We start from the raw sequence: 18,086 nt of genomic DNA, 5'->3' as shown, positions 1-18,086 counted from the left end.
GAGGGTGACACGATCCGCCTGGCGATCAGCGGGCGTCGCCGCTACGCTCGCGCTCGCGTTCCTTGGCGGCCGCCTCATCGGCGCCACGCGCTTCCTCGGACAGGCGCGCGGCCGGCTTGTCCTCCTCACGCATGCCTTTCTTGAATTCCTTCACCGCGCTGCCCAGGTCCTTGGCGCCGCTGGTCAACCGCTTGGTGCCGAACACCAGCAGGACGATGGCCAGAACGATGATCCAGTGCCAGATGCTTAAACCGCCCATGATGCACTCGCCGGGGAAGAATGGACTTTCAGGATAACGCACCGCCCCGGGCCGTGCGGACGCGGATCGGCCCAAGAATCGGCCGTGGCGGCCGATCAGTTCAGTTGTTCGGTGCGCACTTCACCTTCGCCCACCGGCTGGAAGCCCTGCTGCGGCGCCGGCTCGGTGGCTGGCTGGCCGTTGAGCGGAGCGGTTTCCACAGGTGGAGGCGCGCTGGGCGCTGGGCTCGGCGGAGCCGTCGGTCGCCCGGTGGTCACCACCGGGCGGGCGTCGGTGCCGCGGTTGGCACGCGCGCTGGCGGTGGCTTCCTCCAGTTCATCGCGGAAGGACACCACCTGCGCGGTCGGGCGGCCGGCGCGACCTTCGAAGATCGCGCGCGGGGTGGCGCCGGGTCCGTAGACAGCGGCGTTGGCGTCGTGGTCGATGGACAGCACCGCCCCGTCCAGGGCGACGCCGGCAAACAGGCCGCGCGCGCGCGACCAGGACCAGATCTCGGCCTTGAGCTGGCCGTCAGTGGCGGCCGATGCATTGCGGCCGACCGGGCCGGCGGCCACCCCGGCATCGGCCCCCAGGGTGACCTTGCCGTTGACGATGTTGTTGAGCGAGCGGTCGTTGCGGAACACCAGCACGATGTCCGAGGACTGCACGCCGGCCTGGAAGCCGACGCTGCCGCCGGTGAGCTTGACGAACACCGGCTGCGACCAGGTGCCGTCCGGATTCTTGACCGACATCAGGCCGTGGCCGCTGCGCCCGCCGAACACCAGCCCGACCTTGAGCGAATCGGGGACGACGATGATCGCCTTGCCTTCGTCAAGCAGCTTCTCGGGAATGGATTCCTCCGGGATGCGCTGGATGTCGCGCAGCACGCGCACGGCGTTGCCGGCGCGCGCGTCCTCCTCGGTGCCGGCCAGGGCCTGCAGGGTGGCCAGGCTGGCCAGCATCAGGACGCCCAGGCGAAGCAGGCCGCGACGCGGCGCCAAACGGGACAGGGACATGCAGTCGACTCCGATGATAAGGATGAAGCGTGGCAACGATGGCGGCACGCCGGCATCGCCGCTGACGCCGGCAATGCAACGGCGCGAGCCTATGGATGGCCGGGTGAATCGGCCATGAGTTGCAGGCGCGGCGGCCGGACCATCTGTCATCATGCCACCCATGTCCGAGCCCAACCCAGCGGCCGCCCCCGCCCTCACCCCTCACCCGCACGCTCCTCCGGCCTTTGCCGGCACCCTGGTCCTGGTCAACCTGGGCACGCCGCAGGCACCGACCGCGCCGGCGGTGCGCGATTACCTGGACGAATTCCTCACCGATCCGCGGGTGGTGTCCATCCCGGGAGTGCTGTGGAAGCCGCTGCTGCGCGGGCTGATCCTGCCGCTGCGCAGCCCCAGGTCGGCCGAGAAGTACGCCAGGATCTGGCTGGAAGGCGGCTCGCCCCTGTCGGTCTATACCCATGGCCTGGCCGCGCAGGTGCATGCCTTGCTGCCCGGCTGGCGGGTGCTGCCGGCGATGCGCTATGGCCAGCCGGCGCTGCGCACCTTGCTGCATCGGCTCCAGGGCGAAGGCGCGCCGCTGCGCGTGCTGCCGCTGTATCCGCAGTATTCGACCACCACCACCGCCTCGGTGCAGGACGTGGTGCGCGAGGTGTTTCCCAACGCCACCGCACCGCAGCTGACCTGGGTGGAGGATTATTCGGATGATCCGGACTGGATTGCCGCGGTGGCTGACTCGATCGCGCAGTGGCGCCAGGCCAATGGCGCCGGTCAGCACCTGCTGTTCTCCTTCCATGGCCTGCCGCAGCGGGTGGCCAACAACGGCGACCCCTACCCGCAGCGCTGCCAGCGCAGCGCCGCGCTGATCGCCCAGGCGCTGGGCCTGGCCGCCGACGCCTGGACCCTGACCTACCAGTCGCGCTTCGGCAAGGAGCGCTGGCTGCAACCGGCCACCGATGCCGAACTCAAGGCCATGGCCGGGCGCGGCCTGCACCTGGTGGACGTGGTCTGCCCGGGGTTTGCAGTGGATTGCCTGGAGACCCTGGAGGAAGTGGGCATGCAGTTCGCCGAGGGCTTCGCCCACGCCGGCGGCACCCTGCGCTATATCCCCTGCCTCAACGACAGCCCCGCCCATGCGCGGGCGCTGGTGGCCATGCTGGAACGCCAGTTCGGCCCGATGCAGGCATGATCCTGGGCGAGTGCGTCCTGCCCGCGGCGCTGGGCGAACTGCACGCGCTGCGCGGCGGCGATCCGGACGGTGCCAAGGTCATCGCCGTGCATGGCTGGCTGGACAACGCCGCCAGCTGGATCCCGCTGCTGGGCCTGCTGCCGCAGCCGCTGGAGGTGCTGGCGCTGGATCTGCCCGGTCAGGGCCGCAGCGCGCACCTGGGACCGGGCGCGGAGTATTCGGCCCACGTGGCCATCAACGCGGTGCTGGATGTGGCCGACGCACTGGGCTGGGAGCGCTTCGCGCTGCTGGGCCATTCGATGGGCGCGGGGATTTCCAGCATGCTCGCGGCGGCCTGCCCGCAGCGCGTGCGCCGGCTGGTGTGCATCGAGGCGCTGGGCGGGCTGGGCGAGGATGCGGCCCACGCGCCGACCCGGATGCGCACGGCGATCGCGGCCGCGCGCGCCGTGCCGCGGCGCGGGCCGCGGGTGTTTCCCAGCCTGGCCGTGCCGGTGCGGGCGCGGATGCAGGTCAACGGCCTGAGTGAAGCCAGCGCCCGGCTGCTGGTCGAACGCGGCGTGCGCGCGGTGGACGGCGGCTGGGTGTGGAGCACCGATCCGCGCCTGGCGCTGCCGTCACTGTATCGGGCCAGCAACGACCAGGTCGATGCGCTGGTGGCGGCCATCGCGTGCCCGGCGCTGGTGATCCTGGCCGAGCCGGCCCAGCCGTACTTTCCCGAACCCCTGCGCAGCCAGCGCGCCGCGCGCCTGCGCCAGGGCCGCACCGTCGTGCTGCCCGGCCGCCACCACCTGCACATGGACCAGGCCCCGGCCGTGGCCGCGGTGATCGGCCGGTTCCTGGGCGAGGATTGAGCCGGCCGCGGTGCGGCCCGGCAACGCTCAGTCCTGCAACAGCGCGCGCAGCTGCGCCTTGAGCCGCCGGCCCTGGTCGTGGAAGTACGCGCGCTCGGCGCGCCAATCGGGGAAGCGGCATTGCACTTCATGCCAGAACGCGGCCGAGTGGTTGGCCTGGGCCAGGTGGCACAGCTCGTGGACCAGCACGTACTCGAACGCGCGCGGCCGGGCCAGGATCAGCGACAGGTCCAGCGCCATGGCGCCATCGGCGCTCAGCGAGCCCCACTGCGAGGACATCACCTTGAACCGGATCCGGCCCGGCACGCGCGGCAGCCCGGCCAGGTGGCCTGGCATCCAGCGACCGATGTCGGCCCGGCCCTGGGCCTCGTAGAACTCGCGCAGGGCGCGCGCCAGCATCGCCGCGCTGGCGCGCTGTGGCCACTGCAGGTGAATCCCGTCGCCGGCCAGTTCCAGGCGCGTGTAGCGTCCGGGCTGCCAGTGCAACGGCAGCTCCTGTCCGCGCAACGGCAGGGTCGTGGTGACGCCCGGCTGCAATGGCTGCACCGAGGCCGGCACGGCGCTGCGCGCGAGCTGCTCGAGCAGCCAGGGGCGATGCAGTTCGAGGAACCGTTCGCCGGCGCTCAGGCTGGCGCGGACCGGCAGGGTCAGGCGCGCGCCGCGTTCGTCCACGCTCAGGCGGATGCGGCGTGCACGCGGGTCGCGCACGCGCTGGACCTGGATCGGCGCCAGCCCATCGGCGCCGGCCACCAGGACCGTGTCGCGTTCGACACTCTGGGGCGGTTTGGCGATGAGCCGGCGCAGCAACATGCCGCGCATTGTACGGGTGCAGATGGCGCGGGTTTGACGGTTTCCACGCGCCGCTGCCGGCGTGCGCTGGCGCGGCCTACTCGACCTTGCTCAGCTTCAGCGCGCCTTCCAGGACGAAGAACAGCCGGCGCACCTCGGCGCTCATCAGCGCGAAGCGTGCGTCCAGCTCGGCGCGCAGGTCGTCGTTGCCGCCGTTTTCCAGCGCATCCACCGCCCCTTCGAGGAACTTGAGCTTGCGGATGATCAGGTCCTCGCCCAGGACCAAGGACACGTGCTCGTCCAGGATCAACGCCAGCTTGGTGACCTGCTTGCCCGCTTCCAGGTGCTTGTCGATCTCCTCGCAACGCAGCTGCTGGTGCTGGCACTTGACGATGGCGCCGCCGTCGATGGGATCCTTCATCTCGCATTCCTCGCCCAGGCTCAGGCCCTCGGGCAGGGGCTCGCCGGCGATCCAGCCGGTGAGGATCGCGCGTGGCGCCACTTCGGCATTGACCGGCATGGCCGGGAAGCTGCCCATCACCCCGCGCAGTTCGGACACCACGTTCTCGGCGCTCTTGCGCGAGGAGGCGTCCACGGCGATGAAGCCGGCCTTGAGGTCCAGCAGCGCGTCGATGCGCGAGGGCTTGACGAAGGCGCGCGGCAGCAGTTCGTGCAGCAGGTCGTCCTTGAGCCGCTTGCGGGTCTTGCCGCCGGGGCGACGGCCTTCCCTGGCTTCGATTTCGTCCAGCTTGCGTGCCAGCAGGTCGTTGACCACCGCCCCGGGCAGGATCTTGTCCTCGCCGCCGACGCTGACCCAGATCGCGTCCTCGACGCGGTGGCTGGCGACCTGCTCGCTGCGGCCGAACGGATTGATGAAGCCGCGCGAGCTCATTTCCAGCGGGCCGACCGGCTTGAGCGGGGCCTGCGCCAGCTGTGCGTCGAGGTCGGAAAAATCCAGCGAGGTGGGAAAACGGAACAGGGTCAGGTTGCGGAAGAACATGCGGGGGCCAGGTGGGAGGCGCGGCGCGATCCAGGCAGCGTCCGGCGCGGAAGATGGACCGGGGATTATCGCCGCTGGCGTCGCCCCGGACAGCCTTGACAGGGCCGACCGGGAGCGGTCCGGGATCGTCCGCTGACCGGCCGAACGGCCGCACCGCCTCGATCCAGACCCGATTGCAGGGCAGGGCTGGCAAGGATCGGGCGCACGCCCCGGCCTGGTCGAGGGTCGCCGGCACGGGTCTGTCGCAGCTCAGTCGCCGGCAGGGTCCTGGCCGGGGCGACTGTTCGCAGGCACGGGTGCGGCCGGCGCGCCGAGCGCGGCGAAGTCGAACAGGCGCGGATCGGCCAGCTGCGCCGGGCGCACGTCGGCCAGGGCGCGGGCGATCTGGTCCACGCGCCCGGGACTGTCGCGGTCCCACTGGGCCAGCATCTGCCCGACCTGGCGGCGCTGCAGGTTCTCCTGGCTGCCGCACAGCGTGCAGGGAATGATCGGGAAGCCGCGCGCAGCGGCGTAGCGGGCGATGTCGGCCTCGCGCACGGTGGCCAGCGGCCGGATCACCACGTGGCGGCCGTCGTCCGAGCGCAGCTTGGGCGCCATCGCCGCCAGCCTGGCGTGGTGGAACAGGTTCATGAAGAAGGTCGCGACCAGGTCGTCGCGGTGATGGCCCAGTGCGATCTTGGTGAACCGGTGCCTTGCCGCATGCGCGTACAGCGCACCGCGGCGCAGGCGCGAACACAGGCTGCACAGGGCCTTGCCCTGCGGCACCACCCGGCTGACCACCGAATAGGTGTCCTGCTCGATGATCTGATACGGCACGCCGCGCGCGGGCAGGTAATCAGGCAGCACGTGTGCGGGAAAGCCGGGCTGCTTCTGGTCCAGATTGACCGCGACCAGTTCGAAGTGCACCGGTGCCTTGTTTTGCAGCTGCAGCAGCATGTCCAGCAGGGTGTAGCTGTCCTTGCCGCCGGACAGGCAGACCATCACCTTGTCGCCGGCCTGGATCATCGCGTAGTCGGCGATCGCCTGGCCCACCTGGCGGCGCAGGCGCGCGCCGAGCGCGGCAAGCTGGCGCGCGGACCCGGACCGGGCCGGATCGGCGATGAGCTGCAGGGGCAGGGAGGCGGACATGGGCTGGCTAGTCTAGGAGTCTGTCGGGCTTTCGATGCACGGACCGAAAATTGGTCAAAAAATCGCCAAAACCGTCCGCGTACGTGCATAAAGCGGAGTTTGCAGGACGCGAGGTCTCTAGAATTCACGTACGTGGCCCATCTTTTGGAAAGTCCGACAGGCTCCTAGGAGCCTGTCGTTGCCCGGGCCAGTGCCGAGCGTGGCCCGGCGCGCTCGCAGAGCGGCCAGCGCCGGGAGCGTCTTTTGAGCCGGCCTCGGTCTCCCCGCCGACGCCGGCCGCGGGTATGCTGGGGAGCGTGGACCCCATCAATCCAAGCGAGGTCGTCTCCCGGCTTGCCGCCCTGCGCCGCGAGCACCGCGACCTGGATGCGGAGATCGAGCAGCGCGTGGCCGATCTGCAGGCCGACGAGCTGACCGTCAAGCGCCTGAAGAAGCGCAAGCTGTGGCTCAAGGATTGCATCGCCCGGCTGGAAAGCGCGCTGATCCCGGACGAGCCGGCCTGAGCCAGGCGTGCAGGGTTCGGGCGCTGTTTGACGCCTTGTGACGCCTGGCGTCACCGTGGCAGTCCGGCCCGGCGACTGGAGACTGCGCATGAGCGTTGCAGGTCCCGGGCTTGGGCCCGGGCGCACCGTTGGCCCGATGCTTGCATGGGCAGTCATATTCGACCCGGGCTGTCCGGGCGCCATGGTGCACCGGTCTTCGATGTACTCCGCTGTCTCCAGCGCTGCTGTCAGTCCGTTCCCGTCCAGCACCGGCACAGGGCTGCAAACCGCCCGTTTCGGCCCTGGCCAGGGCGGTGCCGCACTGCGCGCGCTGCGCCAGCGTCTGCGCGACGAACAGGGCGAGCCGGTCGGGGTGGAGGACGACGCCCTGGAAATGAGCGCCACCACGGTGGCGGTGGTCGAGGGCGGCCAGGCGGTGGCCGCGCTGCGCCTGCATGCAGCCGACACCCCACCGCTGCGCCGTGACCTGGGCACGCTGCTGCACCTGGAGCGCTTTGCCGGCATCTGGCCGGCCGAGACCATCGTGGTCGGTTCGCGCCTGAACGTGCTGGCCGATTACCGCATCCGCCCGGTGATGGACACGATGCTGCGCGAGACTTACAGACTGGTGCGCGACTCGGGCGTGCGGTTCGGCCTGATCAACTGCGCGCCGGAGCTGCAGGCGCTGTTTGCCTTCTACGGTTTCCACGAATACCTGCCACCGGCGATCCTGCCCGGCGGCAACGCGGTGCTGCGCATGGCGCTGGTGTGCGAATACGCCACCGGCTTTCGCGCCTGCGGCTCGCCGCTGCTGGACCTGGTCCAGCAGCCGGAGCTGGGCCAAGCGGGCCATGCCTGGCTGGTGCAGGCCTTTCCGATGCTGGCCTGAGAGCGTCCGACAGCGGGCCGGAAAGGCGTGCTGGTGGCGGCTGTCTCCTGGCGCTCATTCGGAAGGCTCGGGGACCGGCTCCGGACGCGCCGCCTCGGGGCTGACCCGTTCGATGGTGTGGCGCAGTTCGCGGCCCAGGATCACCTTGGCATCGCGCGCCCAGGCATCCAGGCGCGCATCGAAGCGCAGCTTGCTGTGCTCGTCCGGCCACACCAGCCCGAGCTCGCGCAGCTTCTGGATGAAGCCGCGGAACAGGGTCTTGTCGAAGAACTCCGGCGCGGCCGGCGCATACAGCAGGCTCAGGCGCTGGGCGGCCTGCTGGCACAGGCTTTCCAGCTCGGCCGTGCCCAGCGTGCCCGGGCCGTTCTTTACCAGCACGCTGATGGCGATGTAATAACGCTCGAAGGCCTGCTGCAGCGAGTGGCCGATCGCGCGCAGGCGGAACACCTCGTCGGTCTGGCCGGCGTTGCGCGCCAGCATGCCGCCGTCGTCCTCGCCGACCCCCGATCGGGCCGGGGGCAGGCTCTGTTCGAGCAGGCGCGAGGCGATGAACACCTCGATGGTGCGTTCGATGCGCGTGCCGAACTGTTCGGCCGTCCACGGCAGGAACAGCTCGGCCTGCAGGAACGGATACAGCTGCATCCCCAGCCCGACCAGGCGCTGGCGCGACATGCGCCGGTTGTTCTGGAAGCAGCAGGCAATCCAGGCCGCGGCGGTGAACAGGTGCAGCACGTTGTTGCGGTAGTAGCTCAGCAGCACCGCGGTGTCTTCGTCGACCACGTCCAGCACATCGCCCAGCGGGTGGGAGATGCGGCGCAGGACGTTGATCTCCAGGCCGTGGGCGATGATCCGCTCGGGGCTGTGCGGGGTGACGGTGACCCGGTCCGAATACGGCAGCTGCGCCAGCAGCGCCTTGGACAGGTCGATCTGGGCGATCAGGTCGGCCTCGGCCATCGCGTGCTTGGGCGTGGACAGCAGCGCCAGGGCCAGCAGGTTGATCGGGTTGACGTCGGCGGCGCCGTTGATGCGGGTGTGGATGTCGGTGGCCAGGCAGGACACCACCTCGCCCAGCCAGGCCGGCTTGTCGTCTTCCTTCAGCGGCTTGCCGTCCCATTCCGGCGCGCGCTCGGCCAGGACCTGGCTCAGGGCGATGGGCTCGCCGAAGTTCACCACCACCTGGCCGTAGTTGCGGCGCAGGATCCTGGGGATGTTCCGCAGCAGGGCCCAGATCGATTCCTTCTGCTTGGGCCGGCCGGAGAGTTCGTCCAGGTAGCTGTTGCCCTCGATCAGCTTCTCGTAGCCGATGTAGACCGGCTGGAACAGCACCGGCTTGCGCGGCTGGCGCAGGTAGGCGCGCACGGTCATCGAGATCATGCCGCCCTTGGGCGGGACCAGCCGGCCGGTGCGCGAGCGCCCGCCTTCGATGAAGTACTCCAGTGAATAGCCGCCGGACACCAGCTGGGCCACGTACTCGGTGAACACCGCCGAATACAGCGGATTGCCGCGGAAGGAGCGGCGCATGAAGAACGCCCCGCCCTTGCGCAGCAGCGTGCCGATCACCGGCAGGTTGAGGTTGATCCCGGCGGCGATGTGCGGCGGCACGATCCCGCGCTCGTACAGCAGGTAGGACAGCAGCAGGTAGTCCATGTGGCTGCGGTGGCTGGGCACGTAGACCACTTCGTGCCCGGGCGCGGCTTCCTTGAACCTGTCCAGGTGGTGGATCAGCACGCCGGCGTAGATCCGGTTCCAGACATGGCTCAGCAGGAAGCTGGCCGAGCGCACCACCGGGTTGGAATAGTCCGCGGCGATTTCCCAGGCCATGGCGTGGGCTTTCTTCCAGGCGTCCTCGGGCCTGGTGTGGTCGCGGCGGGCCTGGTCGGCGATGGCCTCCTTGACCGGCTCGGCGGCCAGCACCTGGTCCACCAGCAGGCGCCGGGTGGACAGGTCCGGGCCGATCACCGATTCGCGGATGCGGTGGAAGTGGGTGCGCAGCACCCGCGAGAGCTTGCGCACCGTGCGCTCGGGCGGCAGTGCTTCGTCGATCGAATCGCGGATCGAGACCGGCGGTGAGAACCGCACGATCGTGCTGCGGCCGTTGAGCAGGATCGCCAGCAGCCGGCGGAAGCGGCCCACCAGCGCCCAGTTTTCCGAGAACAGCACCGCGAACCAGCCGCTGGCCTTGTCCGGCGCGCGGCCGACGAAGATCGACACCGGCACCAGCTGCACGTCCAGGCTCAGGTTGTGGCGGTGGGCCTGGAGCAGGCGCGCCAGCGAGTCCGAATGGGTCTTGGTAGCACCGGCCTCGGGGATCAGGGTGCTGGCGTTGCGCCGCGACAGCGCCAGGTAGGCGCGCTTGCGCCGGATCGGGTCACCCGGCAGGGGCAGCAGCGGCGAGGGCAGGCCCGCCAGCTGGCAGGCGCGGTCCAGGATCAGCGCGTTGGACAGGCCGTAGTCTTCCAGCACGTAGCAGACCGGGCGGCTGTCGATCAGCGCGCCGGGAGCCTCGGGCTCGATGTCCAGGTTGACCCACGGGTCGATCAGCTTGTGCATCAGCTGCGCCCACAGCGGGGTCTTGCCGGGCCGGCCGTTCGGCGCGGACACCGGAATCGGCAGCGGCGGGGTCGCCTGGTCGGGCGCCGCTCCGGCCGCAGGCGGCGGTGGCGTCCCGCCTTCGGGCGGACGCGAACCGTCGGGGCCTTGGCCGTCCGGGAAGGGCAGGGGATTCTGTTCGGGCATCGTCGGCATTATGCCCAATGGCCGCTGACGGTCGTCCTCATTGCGCGGCGACCTTGCCGTCAGCCTGCAGCGGGGCCTGCGGCGGGGCCGGATCGGGCGCCGGCGGCGGGGTCTGCCGGAGCAGTTTGCGCAGGTCTTCGGCCTGGTCCATGTAGTCGGCCACGTACCAGCGGTCCGCCTGGCGGCGCAGGGTGACAGTGAGCTGGATCGGCTTGCCGGCCAGCGGATAGGTCACCGCGACCATGGCCAGGCCGTCCTTTTCGGTGACCGTGCCGGTCTGCAGCTTGTCCAGGCTGTCGGCCAGGGACAGGCCGTAGTCGGACAGCACGCCGGTGAAGGCGGCCAGGAACGGCTGCAGCTGCCGCAGCGAGGCCTCCATGCCGGCGGCCTTCAGGTCGGCATCGCTGTCGATCCCGGTGGTGCGGGCGGCGGCCACCAGCGTGCGCAGGGCGGTGTGGGCGCGGGCCGCATCGGCCAGCGGGGCGCTCTGCGCCCAGGCGGCCAGCACCGGCACGACCTGGGCCAGATGGGCGCGCTGGCCGGGGTTGAAGTCGCCCTGGTTGCGCACGTACTGGCCGACGAACAGGCCCAGGGTCTGCGCCGCATTGCGAAGGTCGGCGGTCTGTCCGGCCAGGTGGCGGTCGTAGTCCTGGCCGAGCTGGCGTTCGGCATCGTTGGCCGACAGCGCCGCCAGCATCGGCACCAGCTTGTCCGGCAGCGGCAGTTCGCTCAGCGGCCAGCGGCTCAGGTCCTGCTGCCAGGCATCGGAAAAGGTCCGGTAGTCCTGCGCCGGCACCGCCGCACGGGCGAAGCCGGACAGGTCGTTGTGCCGGAGCAGCTGCGCCAGCTGGCGCACGGTGGCGGCCGGGCCATCGGGCGTGGCGGCCACCTGCGGGGCCTGGCCTGGGTGACAGGCGACCAGCGCCACCAGGGCGCAGGCGAAAACGGCGGCGGTGATGCGCTGGGCCAGATGCATGGGTCCCCCTGTGAGGCGCCATCTTGGCCGCAGCCGGCCGGGCTCGGCAACAAAACCGGCCCGGCGACGACCGGCCTGCAGGACAGCGGTGGTGGAACAGGCCGATCGAAGCCGGACCCGCACCGCCTGGTGCCTGAACGGAAACGAGGCGATACGTTGGTGTGCGATACGAGGCGTTGTGTTATTTCAAAAGCCTTGCGATTTCCGCCTGCATGGCCTCGGCCGCCGCACGCGGATCTGGCGCCTGGCGGATCGGCCGGCCGACCACGATGGCATCGGCGCCAGCGGCAAAGGCCTCGGCCACCCCCATCACCCGCTTCTGATCGCCGACCGCGCTGCCGGCCGGGCGGATGCCCGGGCAGACGATCTCGAAACCCGCGCCGGTCGCCGCGCGCACCGGCGCGGCTTCCTGGCCCGAGCAGATCACCCCGTCGATTCCGGCGGCCTGGGCGGCCAGCGCGCGCTGGACCACCACCTGGCGCGGATCGGCGTCGATGCCCAGGGCCTGCAGGTCACCGCGGTCCATCGAGGTCAGCACCGTCACCGCCAGCAGGCGCAGCTGGCCGCTGCGGGCATCGGCGGCCGCTTCCATCATCGGGCCGTGCCAGCCGTGGAGGGTGGCAAAAGTCACCGGCCAGCGCGAGAGCCCGGCGATCACCCCGGCCACGGTGGCCGGGATGTCGAAGAACTTCAGGTCGACGAAGACCTTCTTGTCGCGCCGGGCCAGCGCGTCGAGCACGGTGAAGTAATCGCCCGAGGCCAGCAGCTCCATGCCGATCTTGTAGAAGGACACCGCATCGCCCAGCCGCTCCACCCAGGCCAGCGCCTGCGCGCCGGTGGGTTCGTCCAGGGCCACGATCAGGCGCTCGTGCGCGCCCAGCCGCAGCGGCCCGCGTGGGCTCATCGGGCCAGGTCCAGCGCGGCCTGCTTGGCCGCGCGACGGGCCTGGACCGGTTGCGCCCAGTCGTTGTTGAACAGTGCCGGCTCCCACGAGCCGTAGGTCGGGCCGGCCAGCATCCACCAGCGCTCGCCGAACCAGTGGTGGTGCTGGTCGAGCAGCTGCTGGCGGCCGGCTTGCGTGTTGGCGGTGACCTGGACGAAGTCGCCGAGCTGGTCGCCGAACTGCATCAGCACGCGGTACTGCTGGCCGGCCAGCTTGCGGCGGCAGTTCTTCTCGGTGCCGTTCTGCTCGCAGCCCGGCACCTGGGTGCCCAGGCCCAGGAACACGCTGTCATCGGCCACCGGCAGGCCAACGGCCCTGAGGTTGGCGATGGTGGCGTCCTTGAGGTGCACGGCGCGGTTGGAGATGTACAGCAGGGTCACCCCCCTGGCGTCGGCGGCCCTGGCAAAAGCGACCACGCCGGGCACGGCCCTGGCCTTCTTCTCGGCGACCCACTGATCCCAGCTGACTTGGTCGTACTGGGCGTGGTCGGCGATCAGGCGCGCCTGGTAGGGGGAGTTGTCCAGCACCGTTTCGTCCACGTCCAGGATCACGGCCGGCTTGAGCCCGGTGGCGGCGTTGCCGCGCTCCTCGGGTACCAGCGCATCCCAGCTGCTGGCCTTGAGCGCGGCATCCAGCCGGCCGGCCGCGGCGCGGTAGGTCTGCTCGGACAGCGCCTTGTACTCGGCCGCGCGCTGCACCCACAGCACTGCGTTGAGGTTGTCGTCGGCGACCACGCCGACGGCGGGCGTGGCCGCCGGGGTGGAAGTGGCCGGCATTCCGGCGGTCGTGGCCGGTTCAATGCTCTTGCAGGCAGACAGGGCCAGCAAGGTGCACACGCTCAGGAGCAACGCACGAAGTGGGGTCACGGAAGCAGGCAATCGACGCGAAGGGAAGCGGCAGTTTAGCGGCTGGGCGTCATTGGCGGACTTCAATCGACCATGGGTGCGGCATCGACGATGCCGCCGATGACGCGCCCGCTCCTGGCCATGCCGCACCAGCGGCGAGCCGCGGCTATCCTGTCCACCCGCCGTACCGGATCGACTTCATGAGCGACGCCCCCGCCCTGCCCGTGCTCGACGCCACCCAGGCGCGCCTGCTGGGCTGCCTGATCGAAAAGCAGGCCACCACGCCGGATGTCTATCCGCTGACGGTCAATGCCGCGGTCACCGCCGCCAACCAGAAGACCGCGCGCGACCCGCTCATGAACCTGCAGGCCGGCGCCGTGCAGCACGGCCTGCGCGCGCTGGAACAGCTGGGCCTGGCGCGCCAGCAGTTCTCCTCGCGCGCCGATCGCTACGAGCACCTGGCGGGCAAGGCCTTCAGCCTGCCCGACCAGCAGGTCGCGCTGCTGGGCCTGCTGCTGCTGCGCGGCGCACAGACGGTCAACGAACTGCTCAGCCGGGCCGAACGGCTGGCCAGGTTCAGCGATGCCGATGATGCCCGCCATCACCTGGAACGCCTGGCCCAGCGCAACCCGGCGCTGGTGGTCCAGATCCCGCGCGGCCCCGGCCAGCGCGAGGACCGCTGGATGCACCTGCTGTGTGGCCCGGTGGATGTGGAAGCGATCAGCGCACGCACCGGCGCTTCTTCATCCCCCGCCACGAGCGGCAGCAGCGAACTGGACCACCGCCTGGCCGATCTGGAAGCGCGCGTGGCCGAACTGGAAGCCCGCCTGTCGCGCCTGGAAGATGGCGGTGCCGCGCCGCCGGCGGCCCCGCAGCTGTCCTGAGCCCGGTGCCTTCGGCGTAAACGCTGATGAAGCCTGCAGGCGCCGACGCGGATCCCCACCCATGCGGATGACCTTGCCCGCCACGCTGTTGCTGCTGGCCGCGGTGGCCGGCTGCGATCGCCCGCCACCACCGCGTGCCCCGGCGGCCGTGCGCTCGGCCCTGGACACCACCCCGGACGGGCCGGCCCCGCCGATCACGATCAAACCCTCGTTCCAATGCCCCAGGCCGGTGGTCGAAGGCGAGCCCCAGCTGCCGCTGGACGCGCCCCTGACCGACCTGCAGAAGCTGATCTGCGACGAGCCTGAACTGGCGCTGCTCGACCGCCAGGCGCACCAGGCCTACCTGGCCGCGCGCCTGCGCCGTGGCGTGGACCGCGCGGGCCTGTCCAGGGCCGAACGGCAGTGGCAGGACAATCGCAAGGTTTGCCTGAAGGCGCCCGACCCGCGCGCCTGCGCGGCCGAGACCAGCCGCACGCGCCTGGTCGAGCTGGCCCTGCAGGATCCGGCGACGGTGGCGCGCACCCGGCTGGATTTCGCCTGCAAGGGCACGGCCACCCCGCTCACCGCGGCCTTCTACAGCCAGCTGAAGCCGGCCTTCGCGGTGCTCGGCTTCGGCGACCAGCAGGCCATCGTGTTCGCCGAGCCCACCCATTCGGGACTCAAATACGGCCGCACCGGCGTGGATTTCTTCGTGCGCAAGGGACAGGTGACGGCCGACTTCTACGGCCGCGCGCTGGCCTGCAGGTCGCCGACCTGGCGCCCCGCGGAAGAAGCGCCAACGAGGCTCGCCGCGCAGGCCACCGATGCGCTGGTCGAACAGGTGAGCCGGACCACGTCGGCATCCACGTCGGCATCACCGGTCCCGAACGCGCCGCCATCGTCGGGCTCTGCCAACGCGGCAGAAGTCGCGACCGCCGCGCCGGTGGTGCAGGCGCCGGTCAGGCAGGGCGCGCCGACGGCGCCGACGTCTGCACCCTGGCCCGCCTCTGTCCAAGCGCCGGTGACCGCCTCCGCACCCGTGGCCGATGCGCCCACCGGGCCGCTCGCCTCGCCAGCGCCAGCGCCGCGTGCAGCGGTGCGCTCGCCGGTCGCCCCGGGCGCGCCCGCCAGGGACGCCGCGGCGCAGGCCACCGATGCGCTGGTCCGGCAAACCCTCTCGCCGGCACCAAGGCCGCCTGCGCGCAGGGGTCACCGGCAGCTGCGCGCACCGACGCACCCACCAGCACCGCGCCGGCGCCTGCCGAGGCCAGACCCTAGGAGCCTGTCGGACTTTGGCCGGCCGGGCTGCAAATCCGGCTGTGCGGTCCATATTTCCGTCGCTTCTTGCCCCATAGAACCACTATGTATGGGGCGGCGAATCGGCGAAAATCTGTCCTCGCGCAGCCGAATTTTCGCCTCGACCGCCAAAGCCCGACAGACTCCTAGTGTAGTGTTCCATTCTGTTTGGAACTTAAGCGCTGATTGGCGCGGATCACCTTCTGCAGGATGTCGCGGGCGCTTCTGGTCCAGATGAACGGCTTGGGTTTGGTGTTGTGATGCGCGAGGTACTCGTCGATGGCGGCGATCAATTCGGGCACGCTGGTGAACACCCCGCGGCGCAGCCGCTCGGCGGTGATGTCGCGGAAGAAGCGCTCAACCATGTTCAGCCACGAGGCGGAGGTAGGCGTGAAGTGCATGGTGAAGCGCGGGTGCTTGGCTAGCCACTTCTGGACATTGGGATGCTTGTGGGTGGCGTAGTTGTCGGCGATCAGATGCAGCGTCTTGTCCTTGGGCGTCTGGCGGTCGATCTGGCGCAGGAACTTCAGCCATTCGACGTGGGTGTGGCGCCCGATCTGATGTCTTCGAGCTTCTCGACGAACTGCGGGTCGCGCGAGACCTTCTCGGCTCGCTCCTCGTCGCTCAGCACAATCTCAGGGGTCAGGGGCAACTCGCACTTGCACTCTCCACTCTTCGTCCTCGTAGAGTGTTGGAACGATGGATTTCATATAAGTTCCATCAAGAATAGAACAGTACACTAGGCCTGTGCGCGCGGCCTTCGCCGCGCGTAGGACAGCCACCGCTTCAGTCGTCGAACAACGCCTGGATCGCCGCCAGCCCGGCCTTGGCACGTGCCTGCTTGCTGGCCGCGTCCAGGACCGGATCGGCGCCGTCGCGCTGCAGTTCGGCCTGCGGCAGCTCGTCGATGAAACGGCTGGGCTTGAGCCGCATCAGCTCGCCGAACTTGCGCGTGGTCCGGCTGTGGCTCAGGTAAAGCCCTTGCTTGGCGCGGGTGATGCCCACGTACATCAGCCGCCGCTCCTCCTCCAGCGCACCTTCCTCCAGCGCCGCTTCGTGCGGCAGCACGCCGTCCTGGCAGCCGACGATGAACACGTAGCCAAACTCCAGCCCCTTGGCCGCGTGCAGGGTCATCATCCGCACCTGGTTGCCGCCGTCGTCCTTGTCATTGCGCGACAGCAGCGCCAGCTGCGCGGCCAGGTCGCCGGCGCTGGCGCCACGCGGGCCACCACTGAACCAGTCGGCCAGTTCCTCCAGGTTGGCCTTGCGCCGCTGGAAGGAGGCTTGGTCCTTGCACTGCACGCGAAGCTCGGCCAGCAGGCCCGAGCGTTCGGCCAGCAGCCGCACCAGCTCGGCCGCCGGCAGCCTGGGCGCCTGCGCGCGCAGTTCCTGCAGCGCATCATTGAAGCCGGCCAGGCCGTTGGCCGCGCGCGCCGGCAAGGCCTGCAGGGCGCCGGGAATCTCGGCCACGCGCGCCATCGGCAGGTGCCGGGCCTGGGCCAGCTCGGCGAGCCTGGCCAGCGAGGTCGCGCCGACTTCGCGCTTGGGACTCTGCACCGCGCGCAGGAACGCTGCATCGTCGTCCGGATTGGCCACCAGCCGCAGCCAGCTCAGGGCATCCTTGACTTCCTGGCGCTCCAGGAACGCGGTGCCGCCGGTGAGGTGATACGGAATACGCAGCAGCTGCAGCGCCTTTTCGATCACCCGCGACTGGAAGTTGCCGCGGAACAGGATGCAGAACTCGCTCCACGGCACCCGCCTGGCGGCCTGCAGGTAGGCGATCTCGGCGGCGACCTTTTCGGCCTCGTGCTCGTTGTCGCGACACTCCCACACGCGGATGCGCTCGCCATCGGCCTGGTCGGACCACAGCTGCTTGGGATGGGTGTGCGGGTTGTGGGCGATCAACGCGTTGGCCGCGCGCAGCACGCGGTTGGAGCAGCGGTAGTTCTGCTCCAGCTTGATCACTTCCAGCGCCGGATAGTCCTGCGCCATCTGCAGCAGGTTTTCCGGGTTGGCCCCGCGCCAGGAATAGATCGACTGGTCGTCATCGCCCACGCAGGTGAAGTGGCCGCCCGGCCCGGCGATCGCCTTGAGCAGGCGGTACTGGGCATCGTTGGTGTCCTGCGCTTCGTCCACCAGCAGGTAGCCGATCCGCTCGCGCCAGCCGGCGGTGATCTGCCGATCGTGTTCCAGGATCTGCACCGGCAGGCGGATCAGGTCATCGAAGTCCACCGCGTTGAAGCTGCCCAGCCGCGCCTGGTAGCGCGCGTACAGCGCGGCCGCTTCCAGCTCGCGCGGGCTGCGCGCCCGTTCGGCTGCTTGTTCGGGCGAGAGGCCTGCGTTCTTGGCGCGCGAGACCAGCGACTTCATCAGCTCGATCGCATCGGGCTTGGCCCCGGGCATCAGGTCCTTGAACTGCGCGTTGGCATCGTCGGCGTCAAAGATCGAGAAATTGCGCTTCAGCCCGGCCGCGGCGTGCTCGATCTGCAGGAACTTCAGCCCCAGCGCGTGGAAGGTGCACAGGGTCAAGCCTTCGGCCGCCTCGCCCCTGACCCGCCTGGCCAGGCGCTCGCGCATTTCCCGGGCCGACTTGTTGGTGAAGGTGATCGCCGCGATGCGCTTGGCCGGCATCCGCCTGGAGGCGATCAGGTGCGCGATCTTCTCGATGATCACCCGGGTCTTGCCACTGCCGGCGCCGGCCAGCACCAGCAGTGGACCGTGCACGTGCAGCACCGCGGCGCGCTGCGGGGGGTTGAGCAAATCCATCGGCAGGCGGGAAGTGAGGGGGAAGAATGAATGCGAAACGAGAAGCGAGCAAAGCCAGCTGCGTCTGGCAGGGCGGGTATTCTGT

The 18,086-nt window shown here is 70.1% G+C and carries 16 protein-coding genes and 1 pseudogene; 6 read left to right on the top strand and 11 right to left on the bottom strand.

Annotated elements, in window-relative coordinates:
- Positions 1-25: 25 nt before the first annotated feature.
- Both tatA and DSC_RS00465 read right to left on the bottom strand, forming a co-directional pair.
- Entirely contained in the window at positions 26-259 is a 234-nt protein-coding gene (gene tatA / locus DSC_RS00470) for a Sec-independent protein translocase subunit TatA (protein ID WP_014159125.1), read from the bottom strand.
- 95 nt (positions 260-354) lie between these two features.
- On the bottom strand, positions 355-1,254 hold the full coding sequence (locus DSC_RS00465; RefSeq protein ID WP_014159124.1) for a lipid-binding SYLF domain-containing protein: 900 nt from the start codon (positions 1,252-1,254) through the stop codon (positions 355-357).
- Positions 1,255-1,414: 160 nt separating this feature from the next.
- On the opposite strand from DSC_RS00465, the gene hemH reads away from it, so the two are divergent.
- The gene (gene hemH, locus DSC_RS00460) at positions 1,415-2,437 is read left to right on the top strand and encodes a ferrochelatase (RefSeq protein ID WP_014159123.1); all 1,023 of its coding nucleotides are present in this window, start codon (positions 1,415-1,417) and stop codon (positions 2,435-2,437) included.
- Complete coding sequence (locus DSC_RS00455; protein ID WP_014159122.1) at positions 2,434-3,288, top strand: alpha/beta fold hydrolase; 855 nt, start codon at positions 2,434-2,436, stop codon at positions 3,286-3,288. Before hemH ends, DSC_RS00455 begins: the two co-directional genes overlap by 4 nt.
- Before the next feature lie 27 nt (positions 3,289-3,315).
- Here the strand turns inward: DSC_RS00455 and DSC_RS00450 are convergent, their stop codons facing one another.
- The 3 genes from DSC_RS00450 to ttcA form a co-directional block, all read right to left on the bottom strand.
- On the bottom strand, positions 3,316-4,098 hold the full coding sequence (locus DSC_RS00450; protein WP_014159121.1) for a M48 family metallopeptidase: 783 nt from the start codon (positions 4,096-4,098) through the stop codon (positions 3,316-3,318).
- A 76-nt stretch (positions 4,099-4,174) separates the two neighbouring features.
- Positions 4,175-5,077, bottom strand: coding sequence for a recombination-associated protein RdgC (locus DSC_RS00445; protein ID WP_014159120.1), 903 nt, complete (start codon positions 5,075-5,077; stop codon positions 4,175-4,177).
- 249 nt (positions 5,078-5,326) lie between these two features.
- Complete coding sequence (gene ttcA / locus DSC_RS00440) at positions 5,327-6,205, bottom strand: tRNA 2-thiocytidine(32) synthetase TtcA (RefSeq protein ID WP_014159119.1); 879 nt, start codon at positions 6,203-6,205, stop codon at positions 5,327-5,329.
- Between the two features lie 296 nt (positions 6,206-6,501).
- On the opposite strand from ttcA, the gene DSC_RS00435 reads away from it, so the two are divergent.
- Both DSC_RS00435 and DSC_RS00430 read left to right on the top strand, forming a co-directional pair.
- A complete protein-coding gene (locus tag DSC_RS00435) occupies positions 6,502-6,708 on the top strand; it encodes a YdcH family protein (RefSeq protein ID WP_043290249.1) in 207 nt (68 codons plus the stop codon).
- A gap of 199 nt (positions 6,709-6,907) precedes the next feature.
- Entirely contained in the window at positions 6,908-7,576 is a 669-nt protein-coding gene (locus DSC_RS00430) for a GNAT family N-acetyltransferase (RefSeq protein WP_014159117.1), read from the top strand.
- A 54-nt stretch (positions 7,577-7,630) separates the two neighbouring features.
- On the opposite strand, the gene plsB is transcribed toward DSC_RS00430, so the two are convergent.
- The 4 genes from plsB to DSC_RS00410 all read right to left on the bottom strand — a co-directional run bounded on the left by plsB (position 7,631) and on the right by DSC_RS00410 (position 13,097).
- Positions 7,631-10,321, bottom strand: a complete 2,691-nt coding sequence (gene plsB, locus DSC_RS00425) for a glycerol-3-phosphate 1-O-acyltransferase PlsB (protein WP_043290247.1) — start codon at positions 10,319-10,321, stop codon at positions 7,631-7,633.
- 28 nt (positions 10,322-10,349) lie between these two features.
- Entirely contained in the window at positions 10,350-11,288 is a 939-nt protein-coding gene (locus DSC_RS00420; RefSeq protein ID WP_014159115.1) for a hypothetical protein, read from the bottom strand.
- Positions 11,289-11,469: 181 nt separating this feature from the next.
- Positions 11,470-12,192, bottom strand: a complete 723-nt coding sequence (pyrF, locus tag DSC_RS00415; RefSeq protein WP_014159114.1) for an orotidine-5'-phosphate decarboxylase — start codon at positions 12,190-12,192, stop codon at positions 11,470-11,472.
- Positions 12,189-13,097: a 5'-nucleotidase, lipoprotein e(P4) family gene (locus DSC_RS00410; protein WP_043290246.1), complete on the bottom strand. Its 909-nt coding sequence runs from the start codon at positions 13,095-13,097 to the stop codon at positions 12,189-12,191. The genes pyrF and DSC_RS00410 overlap by 4 nt, the downstream gene beginning before the upstream one ends.
- Positions 13,098-13,276: 179 nt before the next feature.
- Here DSC_RS00410 and DSC_RS00405 point away from each other — a divergent pair, with 179 nt between their 5' ends.
- Both DSC_RS00405 and DSC_RS16380 read left to right on the top strand, forming a co-directional pair.
- The gene (locus DSC_RS00405) at positions 13,277-13,960 is read left to right on the top strand and encodes a YceH family protein (protein WP_014159112.1); all 684 of its coding nucleotides are present in this window, start codon (positions 13,277-13,279) and stop codon (positions 13,958-13,960) included.
- Positions 13,961-14,021: 61 nt separating this feature from the next.
- The gene (locus DSC_RS16380; RefSeq protein WP_014159111.1) at positions 14,022-15,473 is read left to right on the top strand and encodes an MliC family protein; all 1,452 of its coding nucleotides are present in this window, start codon (positions 14,022-14,024) and stop codon (positions 15,471-15,473) included.
- Here the strand turns inward: DSC_RS16380 and DSC_RS15830 are convergent.
- Positions 15,382-15,786 (bottom strand): annotated as a pseudogene (locus DSC_RS15830) (IS630 family transposase); the annotation flags it as partial. The gene DSC_RS16380 and the pseudogene DSC_RS15830 sit on opposite strands and share 92 nt — an antisense overlap.
- A 235-nt stretch (positions 15,787-16,021) precedes the next feature.
- A complete protein-coding gene (locus tag DSC_RS00390; protein ID WP_014159107.1) occupies positions 16,022-18,001 on the bottom strand; it encodes a UvrD-helicase domain-containing protein in 1,980 nt (659 codons plus the stop codon).
- Positions 18,002-18,086 lie beyond the last annotated feature (85 nt).

It is taken from the genome of Pseudoxanthomonas spadix BD-a59 (genome assembly GCF_000233915.3).
In the GTDB taxonomy this organism is placed as follows: Bacteria; Pseudomonadota; Gammaproteobacteria; order Xanthomonadales; family Xanthomonadaceae; genus Pseudoxanthomonas_A; species Pseudoxanthomonas_A spadix.
The sequence above is the reverse complement of the archived record's forward strand: the minus strand, read 5'-3'. Positions and strand labels throughout refer to the sequence as shown.